Origin of the sequence: Mesorhizobium sp. YM1C-6-2 (assembly GCF_003666685.1) — a bacterium.
Classification (GTDB): Bacteria; Pseudomonadota; Alphaproteobacteria; order Rhizobiales; family Rhizobiaceae; genus Mesorhizobium_K.
In genome coordinates this window covers 442601-459407 of sequence record NZ_RCIZ01000002.1, presented here as the reverse complement: position 1 = coordinate 459407, position 16807 = coordinate 442601, and the positions used below count along the sequence as shown (strand labels likewise).

At 64.1% G+C, this 16807-nt stretch carries 14 protein-coding genes; 10 read left to right on the top strand and 4 right to left on the bottom strand.

Features of this window, described 5'->3' with window-relative positions; translation table 11 throughout:
- Positions 1-28: 28 nt before the first annotated feature.
- Together D8676_RS07075 and D8676_RS07070 are read right to left on the bottom strand one after the other, a co-directional pair.
- A complete protein-coding gene (locus tag D8676_RS07075; RefSeq protein WP_210210708.1) occupies positions 29-781 on the bottom strand; it encodes a glutamine amidotransferase in 753 nt (250 codons plus the stop codon).
- Positions 782-821: 40 nt separating this feature from the next.
- Positions 822-2390 (bottom strand): serine hydrolase domain-containing protein, encoded by a 1569-nt coding sequence (locus D8676_RS07070; protein ID WP_121580131.1) that lies wholly within the window; start codon positions 2388-2390, stop codon positions 822-824.
- Between the two features lie 213 nt (positions 2391-2603).
- Between D8676_RS07070 and D8676_RS07065 the strand changes: the two genes are divergently transcribed.
- The 10 genes from D8676_RS07065 (at position 2604) to D8676_RS07020 (ending at position 14221) form a co-directional block, all read left to right on the top strand.
- Positions 2604-4244, top strand: coding sequence for an ABC transporter substrate-binding protein (locus D8676_RS07065; protein WP_183097009.1), 1641 nt, complete (start codon positions 2604-2606; stop codon positions 4242-4244).
- 22 nt (positions 4245-4266) lie between these two features.
- Complete coding sequence (locus D8676_RS07060) at positions 4267-5268, top strand: ABC transporter permease (RefSeq protein ID WP_121580129.1); 1002 nt, start codon at positions 4267-4269, stop codon at positions 5266-5268.
- On the top strand, positions 5258-6229 hold the full coding sequence (locus D8676_RS07055; RefSeq protein ID WP_121580128.1) for an ABC transporter permease: 972 nt from the start codon (positions 5258-5260) through the stop codon (positions 6227-6229). Before D8676_RS07060 ends, D8676_RS07055 begins: the two co-directional genes overlap by 11 nt.
- Positions 6226-7212, top strand: coding sequence for an ABC transporter ATP-binding protein (locus D8676_RS07050; protein ID WP_245426650.1), 987 nt, complete (start codon positions 6226-6228; stop codon positions 7210-7212). The genes D8676_RS07055 and D8676_RS07050 overlap by 4 nt, the downstream gene beginning before the upstream one ends.
- Before the next feature lies 1 nt (position 7213).
- The gene (locus tag D8676_RS07045; protein ID WP_121580127.1) at positions 7214-8230 is read left to right on the top strand and encodes an oligopeptide/dipeptide ABC transporter ATP-binding protein; all 1017 of its coding nucleotides are present in this window, start codon (positions 7214-7216) and stop codon (positions 8228-8230) included.
- A 36-nt stretch (positions 8231-8266) separates the two neighbouring features.
- Positions 8267-8896, top strand: coding sequence for a cupin domain-containing protein (locus tag D8676_RS07040; protein ID WP_245426649.1), 630 nt, complete (start codon positions 8267-8269; stop codon positions 8894-8896).
- A 373-nt stretch (positions 8897-9269) separates the two neighbouring features.
- Complete coding sequence (locus D8676_RS07035) at positions 9270-10865, top strand: GMC family oxidoreductase N-terminal domain-containing protein (protein ID WP_121580126.1); 1596 nt, start codon at positions 9270-9272, stop codon at positions 10863-10865.
- A gap of 13 nt (positions 10866-10878) precedes the next feature.
- Positions 10879-12312, top strand: a complete 1434-nt coding sequence (locus tag D8676_RS07030; RefSeq protein ID WP_121580125.1) for an amidase — start codon at positions 10879-10881, stop codon at positions 12310-12312.
- A 63-nt stretch (positions 12313-12375) separates the two neighbouring features.
- Positions 12376-13410 carry an NAD(P)-dependent oxidoreductase gene (locus D8676_RS07025; RefSeq protein ID WP_121580124.1) on the top strand — a complete coding sequence of 345 codons (1035 nt, stop codon included), beginning with the start codon at positions 12376-12378 and terminating at the stop codon, positions 13408-13410.
- Complete coding sequence (locus D8676_RS07020; RefSeq protein WP_121580123.1) at positions 13397-14221, top strand: GNAT family N-acetyltransferase; 825 nt, start codon at positions 13397-13399, stop codon at positions 14219-14221. The genes D8676_RS07025 and D8676_RS07020 overlap by 14 nt, the downstream gene beginning before the upstream one ends.
- Before the next feature lie 10 nt (positions 14222-14231).
- On the opposite strand, the gene D8676_RS07015 is transcribed toward D8676_RS07020, so the two are convergent.
- A complete protein-coding gene (locus D8676_RS07015) occupies positions 14232-15728 on the bottom strand; it encodes a sugar ABC transporter ATP-binding protein (protein WP_121580122.1) in 1497 nt (498 codons plus the stop codon).
- Positions 15729-15734: 6 nt separating this feature from the next.
- A complete protein-coding gene (locus D8676_RS07010) occupies positions 15735-16805 on the bottom strand; it encodes a substrate-binding domain-containing protein (RefSeq protein WP_183097008.1) in 1071 nt (356 codons plus the stop codon).
- Positions 16806-16807 lie beyond the last annotated feature (2 nt).

Sequence of the window (16807 nt, the reverse complement as noted above, 5' to 3'; positions counted from 1 at the left end):
AGCGAACCGCCTGCCCCCTGCTTGCGGATTATTGCTTGGCGAGCCACCGGACCAGGTTGGTCCAGAACGGCGGATAGCCTTCCCAGTTGACGAACTCCGGCGGTCCCCAATGCGGACCGCAGTCGGACGAAAACACGCCGGTGCGGCCCTTGCCGACCTCTCTCACCGCAACCAGCGGATCGTTTCCGACGGTGACGATCAGATCCGAATCCGGCCGGAGGGCGGCGCGGTTGTAGCCTAGCAGATGAGGCCAGGCCGGCAGTCCCTGCACGATGGGATGCTCTGCCTTGGCGACCACGGGCGTAATACCTTCCGGATGCTCGGACCGATCATCCTTGTGCTGCAGTTCGACGGGCAGGATAGCATCGACGGCGGTTCCGGCCCAGTTGCCCTTGGCCTGGATGCCCTGGAACGTCAGATATCCGCCAACCATCAGGAAGCCGCCGCCGTTCTGTACGTAGTCGCGGATGAGGTCCAGACGATTGGGGGTGCGTTGCGCCTCGTTGAACGACTTGCGCGGCAGAAGAAGCGTGTTGGCGCCGATATCGCTCAGAATGACGACGTCGAACTTGTCGATCTCTTCCCGGGTCATCGGAAAGTCGCGGTTGGCGATGTGGTTCGGGAAATAGGTGACGTCGATCCCGGCTCCGCGAAGCGCCTCGATCAGATGATCACCGCCTTCGCCGTAGCTGCATTCCTCGAACGAATCGAAGCCCTTCACATGCTGGGTGTGGGTGAACCACGATTCTCCGGCAAACAAAACGCGCAGTATCTTACTCAAGTCTGTCTCCTTTTTGGGCTGATGTTGTTTTTCGGTGGCTCTATGAGCTGCTTCTCGAGAGCCGAAGCGATTTGGTTCGACCGGTCGTCAGTCGGATGGCGTCGAAACCGCCCTCTCCGACAAAACGGATCGCGATCTGGTAGGGCAGCCAGTAGCCTTGCCCCGAGCATCCGGCAAACAAGGTTTGCTCCAGTCGCTCAAGGTTATAGGCCGCACGCCCGGCGGGGCCTTCGATGGACAGTTTCAACGTATCGCCATCGCGGAAGAAACGGTAAGTCGCCTCAAGGTCCGGAGAGTAAAACTGGCCAACGAAGCGATCGAGATCGGCATGCCCACCGGCATAGGGCGACAGTCTGGAGAGGCCATGTTCCTCTCCGCCTTCCAGAAGGCTGAGCCCGTCGTCCTTGAGCGCCAGTTGGCGGTCGATCGCGGAATATTTTATCCGTACGCAGGCTTCGTCCTGTGTCTCGAGAGGGAACTCCATCGCGTGCATGCGCACGACCGCCCTGCCCTCGTTGAACGCCAGTTCGAGCAACTCGTCCCGGTCGCGATCGATGTAGAGACCGGTCCGGCCACCGAGATCGCCGGGAAGCTCCTGCTCCGGCGGCGCGTCGTCCATCACCGCCGCTGCCGTCAAGGATGCGAGCTTGACGACGTCGGTGTCCGACGAATTGGCCAGCACGATGATCGAGACGCCCTTTTCCGGGAACCTCAGCAACTTGGAAGTGAAGCCGGGCAGAAGCCCGCCATGGCCCGAGACACGCAGACCGCGCCATGTGGTCGAGAATGTACCCAGCCCGTAGCTGCCTGAACGTCCATTGTGGTAACGCGCCGCCTCGGAAAGTTTTGCCTCGAGAGGACTTCCGAGAACCCGCAACCCGGGCATGGCGCGCTCCCAGGTCACCAGATCGTTCGCGCTGGAGACGAGGCCGGCATCGCCGTTGAAGGAAAGGCCGTAGCCTGCCTTACGGATGGTGTCGCCATCGGCCTGGTATCCTGTCGCCAAGCCGGGCAGGACGGCGCTTTCATGGCGGCAAAGCTCCGTCGCGGTCATGCCGAGCGGTTCGAATATCCGCGTGCGCAGGATCGTCTCGAGCGGTTGCGAGGTCGCTTTTTCGGCCAGACGGGACGCGAATCGGAAGCCGGAATTCGAATAAACGAACAGCGAGCCCGGGGTGAAGTTGAGGCCCTGCTGGCGCTCCAGCAACGCATCGATCTCGGGGTCGGAGATCGGGGCCTCGATGTCCTGTCCGCGCAGGACAAGAAGGTCGAAGATATCGCGCAACCCGCTGGTGTTTTCCAGCAGATGGCGCAGGCTTATCTTCACCTGGTACCGAGCGAGCGCGGGAACTTCGCTCCGCAGGTCCGCGTCCAGGTCGAGAACGCCCTCCTCCGCGAGCTGAAGCAGCGCATAGGCGAGAAACTGCTTCGTCAGGGACGCGATGCGGAAGCGCGTATCCATGGAATTGGGCACGGCGAATTCCACCGACGCCATGCCGGCTGCACGCGAATAGACGACAGCTCCGTCCTTCACGGCTGCAATCGCGACGCCGTGCGCGCGCGCCAAGTCGAAGCGGTCGAGAGCGGAATCGAGTTGACTTTTATTCATCCGGAAAGACTTTCCTGATTTTCAAGCTAGTCAAGCGTGTCAATTCCACAACCACGTTTCCGAAGGTTCGCCAACCTACCGTTTATCCACAAAAATCAGCCTAAATTGCTGATATCAGCATCTGACGGAGGCACCGATTGACGGTATTCGGAATTTGACTAGGATGCAAGTTCATGAGGCATGAGGACGCCTCTGGCAACCAGGAGGATCGATGTGACGACCGAGACTGCAGCAAATGAACTCGCCGGCCTGCCCGGAAAGCAATTCGAGGAACTGACACGCGACTACGCTCGTCAGCACGCCGTTACCCGGCGTTCCCTGTTGGGGGGTGCGCTGTCACTGGGCGCCCTCGCAATGGCTCCCGGCTTCATGAAGTCGGCGCGGGCGCAGGCCGGAACCGGCACGTTGAGAGTTGCAAGGTCGCTCGAATCCACGACGCTTGATCCCCAGAAGACGTTCAATCTCGTCGATCACGAGATACTCTGGCAGGTCATGGACACCCTGATCTATCTCGATGAGAAGGGTGAGGTCTATCCGGGCCTGGCTCTGAGCTGGGAGTTCTCCAACGAGAACAAGACGGTCACGTTCAAGCTTCGTCCCGATGTGAAATTCCATGACGGCACGCCGTTCAACGCCGAGGCGGTCGCCAAGACCGTCGCGCGTCACCAGGCGCCGGAAACGGCAAGCCCCAACGCATTCCTGCTCGGGCCTTTGGAAAAGGTCGAGGCGATAGACGATCTGACGGTTGCATATCACTACACGTCGCCCTTCGTTCCCCTCTGGGTCGGTCTTGGCTACAGCTATTGCGCACCGATGAGCCCGACGGCGTTCGAATCGATGGGCGACAAGATCGGCCGTCAGCCGATCGGCACCGGTCCGTTCAAGCTGGAGGCATGGGAGCCGGACACCGGCATCAGGCTGGTCCGCAACGATGAGCACGACTGGGCAACGCCGTGGTATGAGAACGCCGGCAAGGCGCATCTCGAGGCTGCCACCTATGTGGTGATCCCCGAGGATTCGACCCGTATTGCGGCCCTTCAGGGCGGCGAGGTCGATCTGCTGGCCGGCGACAATGCGGTTCCCTTCGACCGCGCCCGCGAGATCGAGTCCGATCCGAGCCTGCGGATCAGCCGCCAGCAGGCGCCGAGCGTGTTCGGCATCATCTTCAACCAGTCGAAGCCGCCCTTCGACAAGCTTGAAGCCCGCCAGGCGGTCAACCTTGCCGTCGACAAGGAAAAGATCATCGCCCTGGTGCTGGACGGCAACGGCAAGCCCGCGGCAAGCCCGCTGACTTCGGTGTTCCCGCAGTACAATCCGGCGACCGAAAGCAAGTATCCGTTCGATCCGGCGAAGGCGAAGGAGCTGCTTGCCTCGGCCGGCCTCGGCGACGGTTTCGAGTTCGAACTGATCATCTTCGACGCGCCGATCTTCAAGCGTGTCGCGGAAGTCGTCCAGGCCGATCTGGCCGCGGTCGGCATCAAGATGTCCGTCCAGATCCTTCCGGTCGGGGATGCGCTGGCGCTGGCCGGCAAGGGCGAGAGCACGGCTGTCGCGCTGTACTACACCTTCGGCGATCCCGACATCCTCGTTGCGCTCTTCGGCAAGGGCGGCGGTCTCAACTTCTGCTTTGCGCCGGAAAACGCGGATCTGCAGGGCAAGCTGGACGGTCAGCGGCTGTCATTCGACGCCGCCGAGCGAAAGGATTTAGTATTCGGCATCCAGGACATCCTGGTCGATCAGGCGTTCTGGGCCCCGCTCTATGAGCCCGGCTACCTGATCGCGTCGCGCCAGGAGGTGACCGGAATCAGCATCGACACGCTTGGTTTCGTGCACCTGCAGGACCTCAACCTCTAAGAGGCGCGTCCCGAGGACGGATATGTATCTCATTCCCTTTTTCCTCCGGCGCCTGGGCCATGCGGCGGCGATCCTGTTTTGCGTCGTCGTCACGGTCGTGGTGGCGGTGAGGATGATTCCCGGCGATCCGGTCGAGATCATGACGGCGGGCACGCCGGGAATTACGGAGGAACAGCGACAGGAGCTACGCAGCCAGCTCGGTCTGGACGGATCCCTGCTGACGCAGGTGGTCGGCTCGGTCCAGCGGTTCGCTTCGGGGGATATGGGTGAATCGATACGCTTCCGCCGCTCGGCGGCGGAAGTGGTCGTCGAGCGGCTTCTTGCTACGGTGGAGTTGACCTTCGCAGCCATGTTCCTGGCGTTGGCGATCTCCTTGCCGCTGGGCATTCTGGCAGCCTTGTTCCGCGGACGGTTCCTGGACCGCGTGGCTTCGGCTGTGAGCATCCTTGGAGTCTCCATTCCCAGCTTCGTGCTGGGGGTGGTGCTCATCCTTTTCTTCTCCCTGCATCTAAAATGGTTTCCGGTCGCCGGACGCGGAGGCCAGGGGTTGATCTTCGGACTTCTCGACCTCGCGTCAGGACGGGGAATTCAGCCGCTTGTCAGTGCACTGCGCCATCTGGCGCTTCCTGCATTCGCGCTGGCCTTCTCGGTCGTGGCGTGGAACACGCGGCTGATCCGGTCGTCCATGATTGAGGTTCTCAAGGCCGACTATGTGCGCTTTGCGCGGGCGAAAGGCCTGCCGGAATTCACGGTGGTGATGCGGCATGCATTTCGCACCGCCCTCATCCCCACGATCACGATCGTCGGCCTGCAGATGGGATATCTGCTCAGCGGCGCCTTTATCGTCGAGAACGTGTTTGCGTGGCTGGGCATCGGCCGGCTGGCCGTTCAGGCGGTGTCATGGCGCGACTATCCGCTTATCCAGGCGATCGTGGCCGTCACCGCCGTCATGTTCCTGCTGATCAATATCGCGGTGGAAATGCTCTATCAGATCGCAGACCCGCGGATACGTCATGCCAAGTGATCCCAGTCCTTCGTCCGGCCTCCTAGCCGAGTCCGCGGCGGCCGCCACGACGGCAGAGACCGTCAACGTCGCCAAGGTGGCCCCGGCCGCCTCGAAATTGCGCGGGGTCGCTGCCCGGCTGCGCAGCAAGAAGGGAATGACCGGCCTAGTCATCGTCCTCGTCGCCTTGATCACCACCCTGTTCGGCGATTTCCTGATGCCGCACGACCCGACGGCCCAAATCGTCCAGAACCGGTTCCTGCCGCCGGTTTTCGATGGCGGCACATGGCAACATGTTCTTGGCTCCGACAATCTGGGCCGGGACATTCTGAGCCGCACCATCGCAGGCGCACGCGTGTCGGTGGGGGTAAGCCTCGTCGTCGTCGCCTGCGCTCTTGTGGTGGGAACGTTTCTCGGTCTGATCGCGGGATATTTTGGCGGCTTCATCGACAGCCTGATCATGCGGATCACCGATTTCGAGCTGTCGCTTCCTTTCATCCTGATAGCGCTCATATTCCTGGCCGTCCTGGGGCCAGGCGCCCTGACCGCGATCCTGGCGCTCGCCGCCACCTTGTGGATCAACTACGCCCGGCTGGTCCGCGCCGAGGTGATGAAACTGCGGACGCTCGAATACGTAACCGCCGCACGCTCCATAGGCGTCGGCCCGTTCACCATCATTCGCCGGCATCTGATGCCGGCGATCCTGCCTGGGGTCATCGTGATGGCCACGCTCGACCTGTCGTGGGCGATGATCTTCGAGGCGTCCCTGAGCTTTCTCGGGCTCGGCGTGCAGCCTCCCCAGACATCATGGGGCGTGATGATCAGCGAAGGGCGGGGCTTTCTGACCCAGAACATGTGGATCGTTCTTGCTCCGAGCCTGGCGATCATCCTCACCGCCATGGGGATCAACCTTCTCGGCGACTTCCTGCAGGACGCGCTCGACAGTGAATCGGGCTCCAATCCGGAGAGCGCACAGCGATGATGACACCTCCGTCCCGGTCGCCGATCCTGTCGGTCAAGGATGTGACCATCAACTTCGACCAGACGCGCCTGCGCGATACGGTTCAGGGCGTGTCCTTTTCCGTGAAGTCGGGCGAGGCGCTCGGACTTGCCGGCGAAAGCGGCTGCGGCAAGTCCATAACCGGCCTGTCGATCATGGGCCTCACTCCGAAGCCGGGAAAGGTGACCGGCAGGATCGAATTCGACGGCGAGAACCTTCTCGAATCCTCGCCGAAGAGGATGCGCAAGATTCGCGGCGCAGGCATTGCCATGATCTTCCAGGATCCGAGCAATACGCTGAACCCGGTCATGACCATCGGCGCGCAGCTTGCCGAGCAGCTCCGCTGCCACCGGCCCGAGCTGTCAAAAGCACAAGCGCGCGAAATATGCGAGCAGGCCCTGGAAAGCGTCGGCATTTCCAGCCCGCGCGAACGCCTGTCCAACTATCCGCATGAAATAAGCGGCGGTATGCGCCAGCGCGTGGCGATTGCTTCCGCGATTCTGTTGTCGCCGAAGCTGATAATCGCCGACGAGCCGACGACCGCGCTCGACGTCACCATCCAGGCACAGATCCTGGAACTGATCAGGGAGCTGAAGTCGACGCTGCAGACGGCGATCGTCCTCATCAGCCACGACATCGGCGTCATCGCCCAGATCTGCGAGAACATGGCGGTGATGTATGCCGGCACGATCGTCGAGAGCGGGATGACCTCGAAGATATTGGCCGCCCCCCTCCACCCCTACACCAAGGGCCTGCTCAACGCGGTTCCATCCGTTCGTTCGCGCAATCGCGTGCTGGAGAGCATACCGGGAACAGTACCGCCGCCGTCGCAGCGGTTCGCCGGCTGCATCTTCCAGGACCGTTGCCAATTCGCCATCCCGAAGTGTTCCGAGGTCAACCCCGGCCTGTTGCCGGTCGATGACGGCCGCTTGGTGGCCTGTCACCTGGTCGCGGGAGCCTGCTGACATGAAAGGCGAACTCGCACCGGCGAGCGATGCCGGCAACGACCGGAAGCCGCTGCTGAAGGCAACCGGATTGCAGAAGTATTTCCCGACGGCGTCGAAAGGCATTAGCGGGCTGTTCGGCAGGTCGCGCCCACTGCGAGCCGTCGACGACGTGACCTTTGAGATCATGCCGGGCGAAGTCTTCGGACTGGTCGGCGAGAGCGGCAGCGGCAAATCCACCCTTGGATCGATGGTCGCCCATCTCCTGAGCCCGACGGCAGGGGCCGTCGAGCTGGACGGCAAGCCATGGTCGACCCTGTCCGACCGGGAGCTTGGCGCGAGACGCCGCGATGTGCAGGTTGTCTTCCAGAACCCCTATGGCTCGCTCAACCCGCGCTGGACCGTCGAGAGGATCGTCGGCGAGCCGATCATCACCCATGAGCGTGTCGCACGCAGGGCGCTGCGCGAACGCGTTGCCGAACTCCTGCTGGCCGTCGGGCTCAGCGTCGAGCATCTCGACAGGCTTCCATCGCAGTTCAGCGGTGGCCAGCGGCAGCGCATCGCTCTGGCGAGGGCGCTTGCAGGCAGCCCTCGGCTGCTGGTTGCGGACGAGCCTGTGTCGGCCCTCGACGTGTCCGTTCAGGCCCAGGTCATCAACCTGATGCGCGACCTGCACGAGCGGCAACGCATGGCGATGCTGTTCATCTCCCACAATCTCGCCGTCGTGCACCACCTGTGCGAGCGCGTCGGCATTCTCTATCTGGGAAAGCTGGTCGAGGTCGGGCCCGTCGACGAGGTATTTTCGAGGCCGCTTCATCCCTACACGCAGGCGCTTCTGGACGCGATCCCCGAAGCGGAGCCGCAACCGGCACGCCTGGTGCCGCTGAAGGGTGAGATACCCAGCCCGACCGCGCCTCCCTCCGGTTGTCACTTTCATCCTCGCTGCACCCGCGCCCAGGCCAAATGCAGGGAGGTGCCGCCGGTCATCACGGTCAAGGGCAGCCAACGACACGTTGCATGTCATTTCCCGAACGATTAGCAAAGGCCCCTCACAAAGCGGGCAGGCAGATCGACAATGAGCGACAATAAAGAGGAGAATGGCGCCGAGGTTTCATCTGGCGGCGGCCAGTACAGCAACCTGATGATCGAAACCCGGATGGGCGAAAAGCTGAAGAGCGTCAGGCTGGAGAGGAACCTGACGCTCAAGGAAGTCGGCGCCATGGTCGGCTGTTCCGAAAGCCAGCTTTCCAAGATCGAGAACAACCATACGCTGCCCTCGCTGCCGTTGCTGCACGCGCTTGTCCAGGTGCTCCATACCAACATCTCCTGGCTGTTCGAGAACGAGCAGCGCGGAAAAGTGGTAGTGGACAGAAAGGGGGAACGACCCTTGATCCACCTGGACCGCCTGCACCAAGGGGCAGGAGTATCCCTCGAGCGGGTGATCCCATACAGCAAGGATGGTCATCTGCAATGCTATATCCATCGCCTTGAACCCCACAGCACCAGCAATGGAATGATCTCGCACGAAGGCGAGGAAGTAGGCTACGTCATCTCCGGGACGGTAGAGCTGATCGCGGACGGCCATTCTTATCTGTTGTCAGAGGGCGATACATTTTTCTTTCCCTCGAATATTCCCCATGGATATTTGAATCCCGGCAGTAAGCCGGCCAGCATTTTCTGGGTGAATACACCTCCGACGTTCTAGCTCTGGACCCGATCTGCCAGGGCTAGAAATCTGCCAGGATCAGACCGATGGTTTCCGGCAGAAGAACCGCGACGGGTGGCCTGTTTGGTGAGCGAGCACCGGACGGCTCGAGTATCACCACATTCCTCCTCTGCCGCGTGGCATACCCCCTATCGATGACCGGCGGACGGCGAGGAAGAACGCCTACGTGACCCGCAACGATCTGCGACGGAAGCCGTGCGCTATAGACTACGTTCGCACAAGGACGCTTTACAATCGTCGATCCACATACCAACCAGAACCAACTAGTTGGTTGACTGAGTCATTTGTTTCTGGTTAGGCTCGGTCCGCTGAGTTCATCCACCGGCAAGGCGGGGCGGGAAAAAATACAGGCATGGCGCAGTCCGGCAAGTTTGATGTGATCATCGTCGGGGCCGGCGCTGCAGGCTGCGTGCTCGCCAACCGCCTGACCGCCGATCCCGACCGCAAGGTTCTGCTTCTCGAGGCGGGGCCGGGCGACATGCCGGTCGCCGCCCGGATGCCGGGCGCCTGGATCAGCCTGATCGACACGGAATACGACTGGAAGTACCACACCGTGCCGCAGGCGGGCTGCTTTGGCCGCCGCATCGCCTGGCCGCGCGGCCGCATGCTCGGCGGGTCCGGTTCAACCAACGCGCTAGTCTACATGCGCGGCTCGCCGTCCGACTACGACCGCTGGCGAGACAAGGGCTGCCCCGGCTGGGGCTGGGACGACGTCTTGCCCTGGTTCCGCAAGTCCGAGAGCAATCCCAGGCTCGCACACTCCCCCATGCATGGGGCCACCGGCGAAATGCCCGTCGTCGACGTGCCGAACCACGATCCCGCCGAGGAGCTTTGGCTCAAGGCGGCGCAGGAATACGGCCTGCCGTACAATGAGGACTTCAACAGCGGCGACCAGTATGGTTGCGGCTACTTCCAGGTCTTCATGCGCGACGGCGAGCGCTGCGGCCCGGCGACCGCTTTCCTCGAACCGGTGCGCTCGCGCCCCAACCTGACGGTAATCACCTCGGCGATGGCGACGCGGATCATCGTCAGCCAAGGCCGCGCCAAGGGCGTCGAATATCTGCATTTCGGGCAGTTGCGCACCGCCTTTGCCGGCAGCGACGTCGTGCTGGCCGGCGGCACCGTCAACAGCCCTCACCTCCTGATGCTGTCGGGCATCGGCCCTGCCGACGACCTGCGCGCCTCCGGCATCGATCCGATCCACGACCTGAAAGGCGTCGGCCGTTCCATGCAGGATCATCTCAATTGCGTGGTGACGTTCACGACGCGCGAGAAGTTCGGCATCGGCGGGATGACCGCCGATGAGTTCGCGGACGCGGTGAACGAGTGGACCGAGCACCGCACCGGCCCGATGGCCAACCCGTGGTCGACCCCCGGCGGACAGGCCAAGTCGCGTCCCGGCCTCGCCGAGCCGGACCTGCAGATCTACGGCATCGCCACACCCCATCGCGACCATGCCCGCTACCTGTCCACTCTGCCGGGCATCTCGATGTTCAACGTGCTGCAGCGCCCCAAGAGCACCGGCACACTGAAGCTCAGGTCGGCCGATCCGCTCGTCCATCCGGCCATCGACCCGCAATATCTTTCCGATCCGGACGGCGAAGACCTCGGCGCGCTGATCGGCGGCGTCGAACTGAGCCGCGGCATCGCCGCGACCCGGGCGTTTTCGCATCTTGGCCTGCGCGAGGCCTTTCCGTCCTCCGAGGCGAAGACCCGCGACGAGATCGCGACATTCGTCCGCGCGCAGAGCCAGTCCATCTACCACCCGACCAGCACCTGCCGCATGGGGACCGACGGGGAAGCCGTGGTCGATCCGTCGACCCTCAAGGTTCGCGGGCTCGAAGGCCTGCGGGTCTGCGACGCCTCGGTGTTTCCTGATGTCGTGTCCAGCAATATCATGTCGAGCGTGATGATGATCGCCGAGCGCGGCTCGGAATTCATGAACTGACCGGGAGGACCTAGTGACTACCAAGAGCTTGCAGCAGACATATCTGGAATCCGACGGCCTGGCGCTGGCCGAACTCGTCCACAAGGGCGAGGTCCAGCCGATCGAACTCGTTGAGACCGCAGTCACGGTCATCGAAGAGCTCAATCCGAAGCTCAACGCGGTGATCCACAAGCTCTACGACATGGGCCGCGACGCCGCGAAGACGGTCGACCGCCAGGCGTCCTTCGCCGGCGTGCCCTATCTGCTGAAGGAGCTGGCAACGTCCTGGGATGGAGCGCCCAACACCAACTCCTCCTACTATCTGAAGGACATCGTCTCGAATTTCGACGCCGAGGTCGTGAAGCGCCTGAAGAAGGCCGGCTTCCTGCTGGTCGGCAAATCCAACGCACCGGAAAACGGCTGGTCGATCTCGACCGAGCCGAAGCTCTACGGCGCGACCGTCAATCCGTGGCGCAACGACCTCACGGCCGGCGGGTCGAGCGGCGGCTCGTGTGCCGCGGTGGCGGCCGGCATGGTGCCGATCGCCGAGTCCAGCGACGCGGCAGGATCGATCCGGGTGCCTGCGTCGTGCTGCGGCGTGCTGGGACTGAAGCCGTCGCGCGGGCGCGTCACCATGGCTCCGGCAGCCGACGTCTGGCACGGCGGCGCCTATTTCCTGGCCAACACCCGCACCGTGCGCGACACCGCCGCCTATCTCGACGCCGTGGCGGGTGCGCTTCCGGGCGACCCCTACCAGCCGCCAGTCCCGGCCCAGAGCTGGCTGGAACTCTCGCGCCGTGCGCCGACCAAGCTGCGCATCGGCTATTCCGTGACGCCGCCGGACGGCAGAGCGATCGATCCCGAGGTCAGGAAGACGGTTCTCGACACGGTCAAGGTCCTGGAGCGCCTCGGCCATCATGTCGAGGAGCACAACATGGCCTTCGACGCGGACGATGCGTGGAAGACCTACACCCATATGAGCTGCGTGCAGACGGCGATCGTCTTCGACTGGCTGGCGGGCCTGGTCGGGCGGCCGGTGACGCAAGCCGACGTCGAGCCCGTTACCTGGGCGGTCATCGAGCGCGGCCGCGCCACGAGCGGCGTACGCCACATCGCCGACGTCGAAGCGATGCGCCAGATCGGCCGCAACATCTGCCTCGACCTCGATGCCTACGACATCTACCTGACGCCGATGCTGACGCATCTGCCCCGCCCGGTCGGCTATTACGACATGTCGGAGACCGATCTCGACCGCTACAACGCCAAATGGACAGACGCGGTCTTCGCGTTCCCCTTCAACATGTCGGGCCAGCCGGCCATGTCGCTGCCGCTCGGCATGTCGGCGAGCGGCGCTCCCATCGGCGTGCAGGCCGTGGCGCGCTACGGCGACGAAGCCACGATCCTGGCGCTGGCGGCCGTGCTCGAACAGGAAATGCCCTGGAAGGATCGCCATCCGCCGCGGGGCTAGCTCCGCAGGCCGGCGCAGCCATCTGCGCCGGCCTCGCCAACCATGAAATGCAGGATTTGAATCATGTCCCCTAACGACGGGTTTCCAACATCCATCGAGAGCGAAGCGTTGCTCGAGGACATCATGTCGACGCCCTCCCCCGGCCTGGTGCAGGACCTAGCGCGGGTGCCGGGCGACATCATGATCCTCGGCGTCGGCGGCAAGATGGGCCCGACGCTGGCCCGCATGGCGCGGCGCGCCGCCCCCGAGAAGCGCATCGTGGCCGTGGCCCGTTTCTCATCGAGCGGCCTGCGCGAGGAGCTGGAAACGGAAGGGATCGACACGATCGTATGCGATCTTCTCGACGCGGAAGCGGTGCGGGCCTTGCCGCGCATCGAGAACATCGTGTTCATGGCGGGCTTCAAGTTCGGAGCCCAGTCCGATCCCGGCCAGACCTGGGCGATGAACGTGCAGGTTCCAGCCATCGTCGCAGAGACGTTCCGCGACTCGCGCATCGTCGCCTTCTCGACCGGCTGCGTCTATCCCTTCGCGGAGGTGCGCGAGGGCGGCAGCTCGGAGGACGTGACGCCCGAGCCTCCCGGCGAATACGCCATTACCTGCCTCGGCCGCGAACGCATGTTCCAGCACTATTCCAAGCTCTACGGCACGCCCGGCGTGCTGTTCCGGCTGAACTACGCGATCGACCTGCGCTATGGCGTGCTGCACGACCTCGCCCAGAAGATCATCGACCGCAAGCCCATCGACGTGTCGATGGGCCACGTCAACATCATCTGGCAGGGCGATGCGTGCGCACAGGCATTGCGCAGCCTGGCGCATTGCGCCTCGCCGCCGATGCCGCTGAATGTCAGCGGTCCGGAAATCCTGTCGGTGCGCTGGCTGGCGCAGGAACTCGGCCGCCGCCTCGATATCGAACCTGAGATCATCGGCGTCGAGGCCGAACGCTCCTGGCTCACCAACACGGCGCGCGCCGCGCAGCTGTTCGGCTATCCGTCCGTCTCCACGCTGACCATGATCGGCTGGGTGGCCGACTGGGTCGCGGCGGGGCGCAGGAGCCTCGGGAAGCCCACCAAGTTCGAGGTTCGTAGTGGGGCCTACTGACGCTTCGCCGAGCGTGATCCTGGGCGTCGCCGACATCGACGACGCCCTTCTGCTTTCCGACGAGGCACGGTGGAATCAGATCGCCGAAGACTGGGCGCTCTTCATGTCGCCCGGCGAATGCTACGGCGTGCGGACCGACGGACGCCTTGTCGCCTCGGCAGCCATCCTGCCCTTTGCGGGCGGCTTCGGCTGGATTTCCATGGTCCTGGTGACTGCCGACAGCAGGCGCAGGGGCCTCGCCAGCCGCCTCATGGACCGCTGTATCGAGGCGATGCGCCGGCACGGCGCGGCGTCGCTGCTCGACGCGACGCCCGAAGGCGCGCTGGTCTATTCCCAGCTCGGCTTCCGCACGCGCTGCCGCATGGCGCGCTGGCGCGGCATGGGAACCGAAAGCCGGAACCGCGAAGCGGCGATCCAACCCGACCGCAGCGCGATCCTGCAGCGGGACCGCGAGGCCTTCGGAGGCGATCGCGGCTTCCTGCTCAACGACTTCCTCAACCGCCCGGGAACGCTCGTCCTCGGCAATTCCAGGTCATTCGTCCTGCTACGCCAAGGGCGCCGCGCCACGCAGATCGGCCCCTTGGTCTGCGCCTCGCCGGTGGAAGCGCGCGAATTGCTGGAACTGGCGTTCAGCCATGTCTCGGGGCCGATCATCCTCGACGTGCTCGACGCCGGCGAAGGGCTTCACCCGGTGCTGGAGAAGCACGGATTCGAGGCGTTCCGCACGTTCGAGCGGATGGTACTCGACCGCAACGACCTGCCCGGCATAGTTTCCGACGTGATGGTCGCCGCCGGCCCGGAATTCGGCTGAACGACCGAACCTACCCCTGGGCGGACCGCAGCGCGACGCCGGTCGCAGCGACTGTCAGGGAGTGCTCATCCAGCCCGGCATTGTCCATCGTCGCGGTGATGCGGCCATCGCGCACGACCGCGATGCGGTGGCTGAGCGCCAGCACCTCGTTGAGCTCCGACGAGATGACGATGATGGCGACGCCCTCCCCCGCCAGACGCCGCAGCACGCCGTAGATTTCTTCCTTGGCTCCGACATCGACGCCGCGGGTCGGCTCGTCGCAGATCAGCACGCGGGGCGCCGTCATCAGCGCGCGCGCAAACAGCACCTTCTGCTGATTGCCGCCCGACAGAGAGGCGATGGGCGTGTCCAGCGAGGCCGCGACGAGCCGAAGGCCGCGCAACATCTCGCCGGCTGCCGCGCGCTCGCGGCGAAGCCGCAGGAACCCAGCGGAGGAAAAGCGCTTCAGCGCGGCTGCCGTGGCGTTGCTGGTGATGGCCAGCGGCCCGAAGATGCCGTCGCGCTTGCGATCCTCGGTCATGTAGACCACGCCGGCTTCCAGCACGCGGGCCGGATCGTCAGGCAGCGGCGCCCCATCGAGCGCGGCGGTGAAGCCGCTGCGCGGGCGCAGGCCGACGATGCGATGTGCAATCGAGGTGCGGCCGGCGCCGACCAGACCGGCAAGGCCGAGTATCTCGCCCTGCCTGAGTTCGACAGCGCTGCCGTCGGTGGCGAGGCCGGACAGCGTCAGTACCGTTCGGCTGCCAGCAGGGATCGGCTCCGGCGGATGCGGCGCCGACACCTCGCGACCGGTCATCAGCCGCACCAGCTCGGTCTCCGTCAGATCCGCCTTGGCGCGGGTCGCGACCAGGGCCCCGTCACGCATGACCGAGACCCTGTCGGCGATCTCGAAGATTTCTTCCAGCCGATGCGAGATGTAGAGGACGAGCAGGCCCTTCTCGCGAAGGCTGCGGATGACGCCGAACAGCTTCTCCTGCTCGGCGATCGAGAGGACCGCCGTCGGCTCGTCCAGGATCAGGATGCGGGCGTCGGTAGACAGCGCGCGTGCAAGTTCGACGAGCTGCCGGTCGGCGACGCCGAGCGAGCCGACCATGGCATTGGCGTCAAGCGCGATGCCATGCCGCTCCAGCAACACGCCAGCGGCGCGGACAGCCGCACGACGGTCGACCGTATGCAGCGGGCCGTGAAACTCGCGGCCGAGATAGATGTTGTCGGCCACGGTCAGTTCGGGGATCGAACTGAACTCCTGGTAGACGATGGAGACGCCGGCGGCGCGTGCGTCCGCCGGCGATGCAAAGGACACCTCCTGCCCGGCGACGGAGACGCTGCCGGAACTCGGGAGGATGGTCCCCGAAAGCACGTTCATCAGGGTGGATTTGCCGGCCCCGTTGGCGCCGCATACAGCATGGACCTCGCCGCCGTCGGCGGCGAAGTCCACATTGGCGAGCGCCACCACACCGGGAAAGCGGCGGGTCAGCGCTCGTGTCTGCAGGAGCGGCATGGTCATTACCACTTACTGCGGCAGAAACTCGGCCGGCAGGTCCGTCTTGAACCAGTCGTCCGGACGATCTGCCTCGTTGAGCTTGGCGGCTTCGGCCGGATCGAGATAGCGAGTGGGGACGACAACCGCGGTGGTGGTCGGCTGCCCGGTCAGGATCTTGACCGCCTGCTTGACGGCCTCGCGCCCGACTTCCAGGCCACTGGTGACGGAGCCCCACTTGCCTTCCTTGGCGACGAGCTTGGTCCAGCCATTGTAGTCATCGCCAGGCGACAGCGTGAGCTCTTCCAGGCGGCCGGACTCGTCGAACGCTTCGTAGATGCCCATCGACATCTGGCCGGCGGGCGAGAACGCGCCGTCGATCTGCGGGAAGCGCTGCAGCAGGTTTTCCGTCAGCTGCTTGGCCTTGGCGCGGTCCCAGTCGCCATATTCGGTGCTGATAAGCTCGATGTCCGGATGGCTCTTCAACGCGTCCTGCAGCACGGCGAGCTGGACCACGGCGGCCGAGGAGCCGGCGATCGGCAGCATGGCGAACACCTTGCCCTTGCCGTCCAGCGACTTGATGAACTCGTCCACGACCTGCTCTGTGTAGCTCCACTGGTTCACATAGGCGTTGGACGTGACCGAGGGGTCGCGCATGAAGTTGTAGCCGATGTTGATCGTGGCGACGCCCTGGTCATGCGCCTTCTTGAGCACAGGAAGGATGGCCTTCTCGTCCACCGGCCAGAACAGGATGGCGTCGACGCCGCTGGTCAGCAGGTCGTCGATGTCGGCGGCCTGCTTGCTCGGGTTGAAGGCGGCATCGGTGACCTTGATCTCCTTGATCTCCGGATGCAGGGAGGCTTCGTACTTGATGGACTGCGCGGTGAAGTTGATCCAGGCGTTGCTGAGATAGCCGGCGGCGACGCCGATCCGCAGGTCTCCGTCCTTCTTGAAGGCCGACGTGTCGAGCGGCTCGTTCGCCCAACCCATGATCTGGTCATAGGTTTCCTTCTTGGTGAGATCGAGCTCCTGGGCCATGGAGCCGCAGGTCAGAAACGTCCCGATCACGCCCGCGGCGATGACCGGCTTGATGAGCTGGCGCATTT

Bases quoted from the DNA above. Each gene is read 5' to 3' on its own strand.
- D8676_RS07055 (WP_121580128.1), top strand. From the start codon at position 5,258: ATGCCAAGTGATCCCAGTCCTTCGTCCGGCCTCCTAGCCGAGTCCGCG.
- D8676_RS07015 (WP_121580122.1), bottom strand. From the start codon at position 15,728: ATGACCATGCCGCTCCTGCAGACACGAGCGCTGACCCGCCGCTTTCCC.
- D8676_RS07050 (WP_245426650.1), top strand. From the start codon at position 6,226: ATGATGACACCTCCGTCCCGGTCGCCGATCCTGTCGGTCAAGGATGTG.
- D8676_RS07070 (WP_121580131.1), bottom strand. From the start codon at position 2,390: ATGAATAAAAGTCAACTCGATTCCGCTCTCGACCGCTTCGACTTGGCG.
- D8676_RS07060 (WP_121580129.1), top strand. From the start codon at position 4,267: ATGTATCTCATTCCCTTTTTCCTCCGGCGCCTGGGCCATGCGGCGGCG.
- D8676_RS07035 (WP_121580126.1), top strand. From the start codon at position 9,270: ATGGCGCAGTCCGGCAAGTTTGATGTGATCATCGTCGGGGCCGGCGCT.
- D8676_RS07010 (WP_183097008.1), bottom strand. From the start codon at position 16,805: ATGCGCCAGCTCATCAAGCCGGTCATCGCCGCGGGCGTGATCGGGACG.
- D8676_RS07045 (WP_121580127.1), top strand. From the start codon at position 7,214: ATGAAAGGCGAACTCGCACCGGCGAGCGATGCCGGCAACGACCGGAAG.
- D8676_RS07025 (WP_121580124.1), top strand. From the start codon at position 12,376: ATGTCCCCTAACGACGGGTTTCCAACATCCATCGAGAGCGAAGCGTTG.
- D8676_RS07040 (WP_245426649.1), top strand. From the start codon at position 8,267: ATGAGCGACAATAAAGAGGAGAATGGCGCCGAGGTTTCATCTGGCGGC.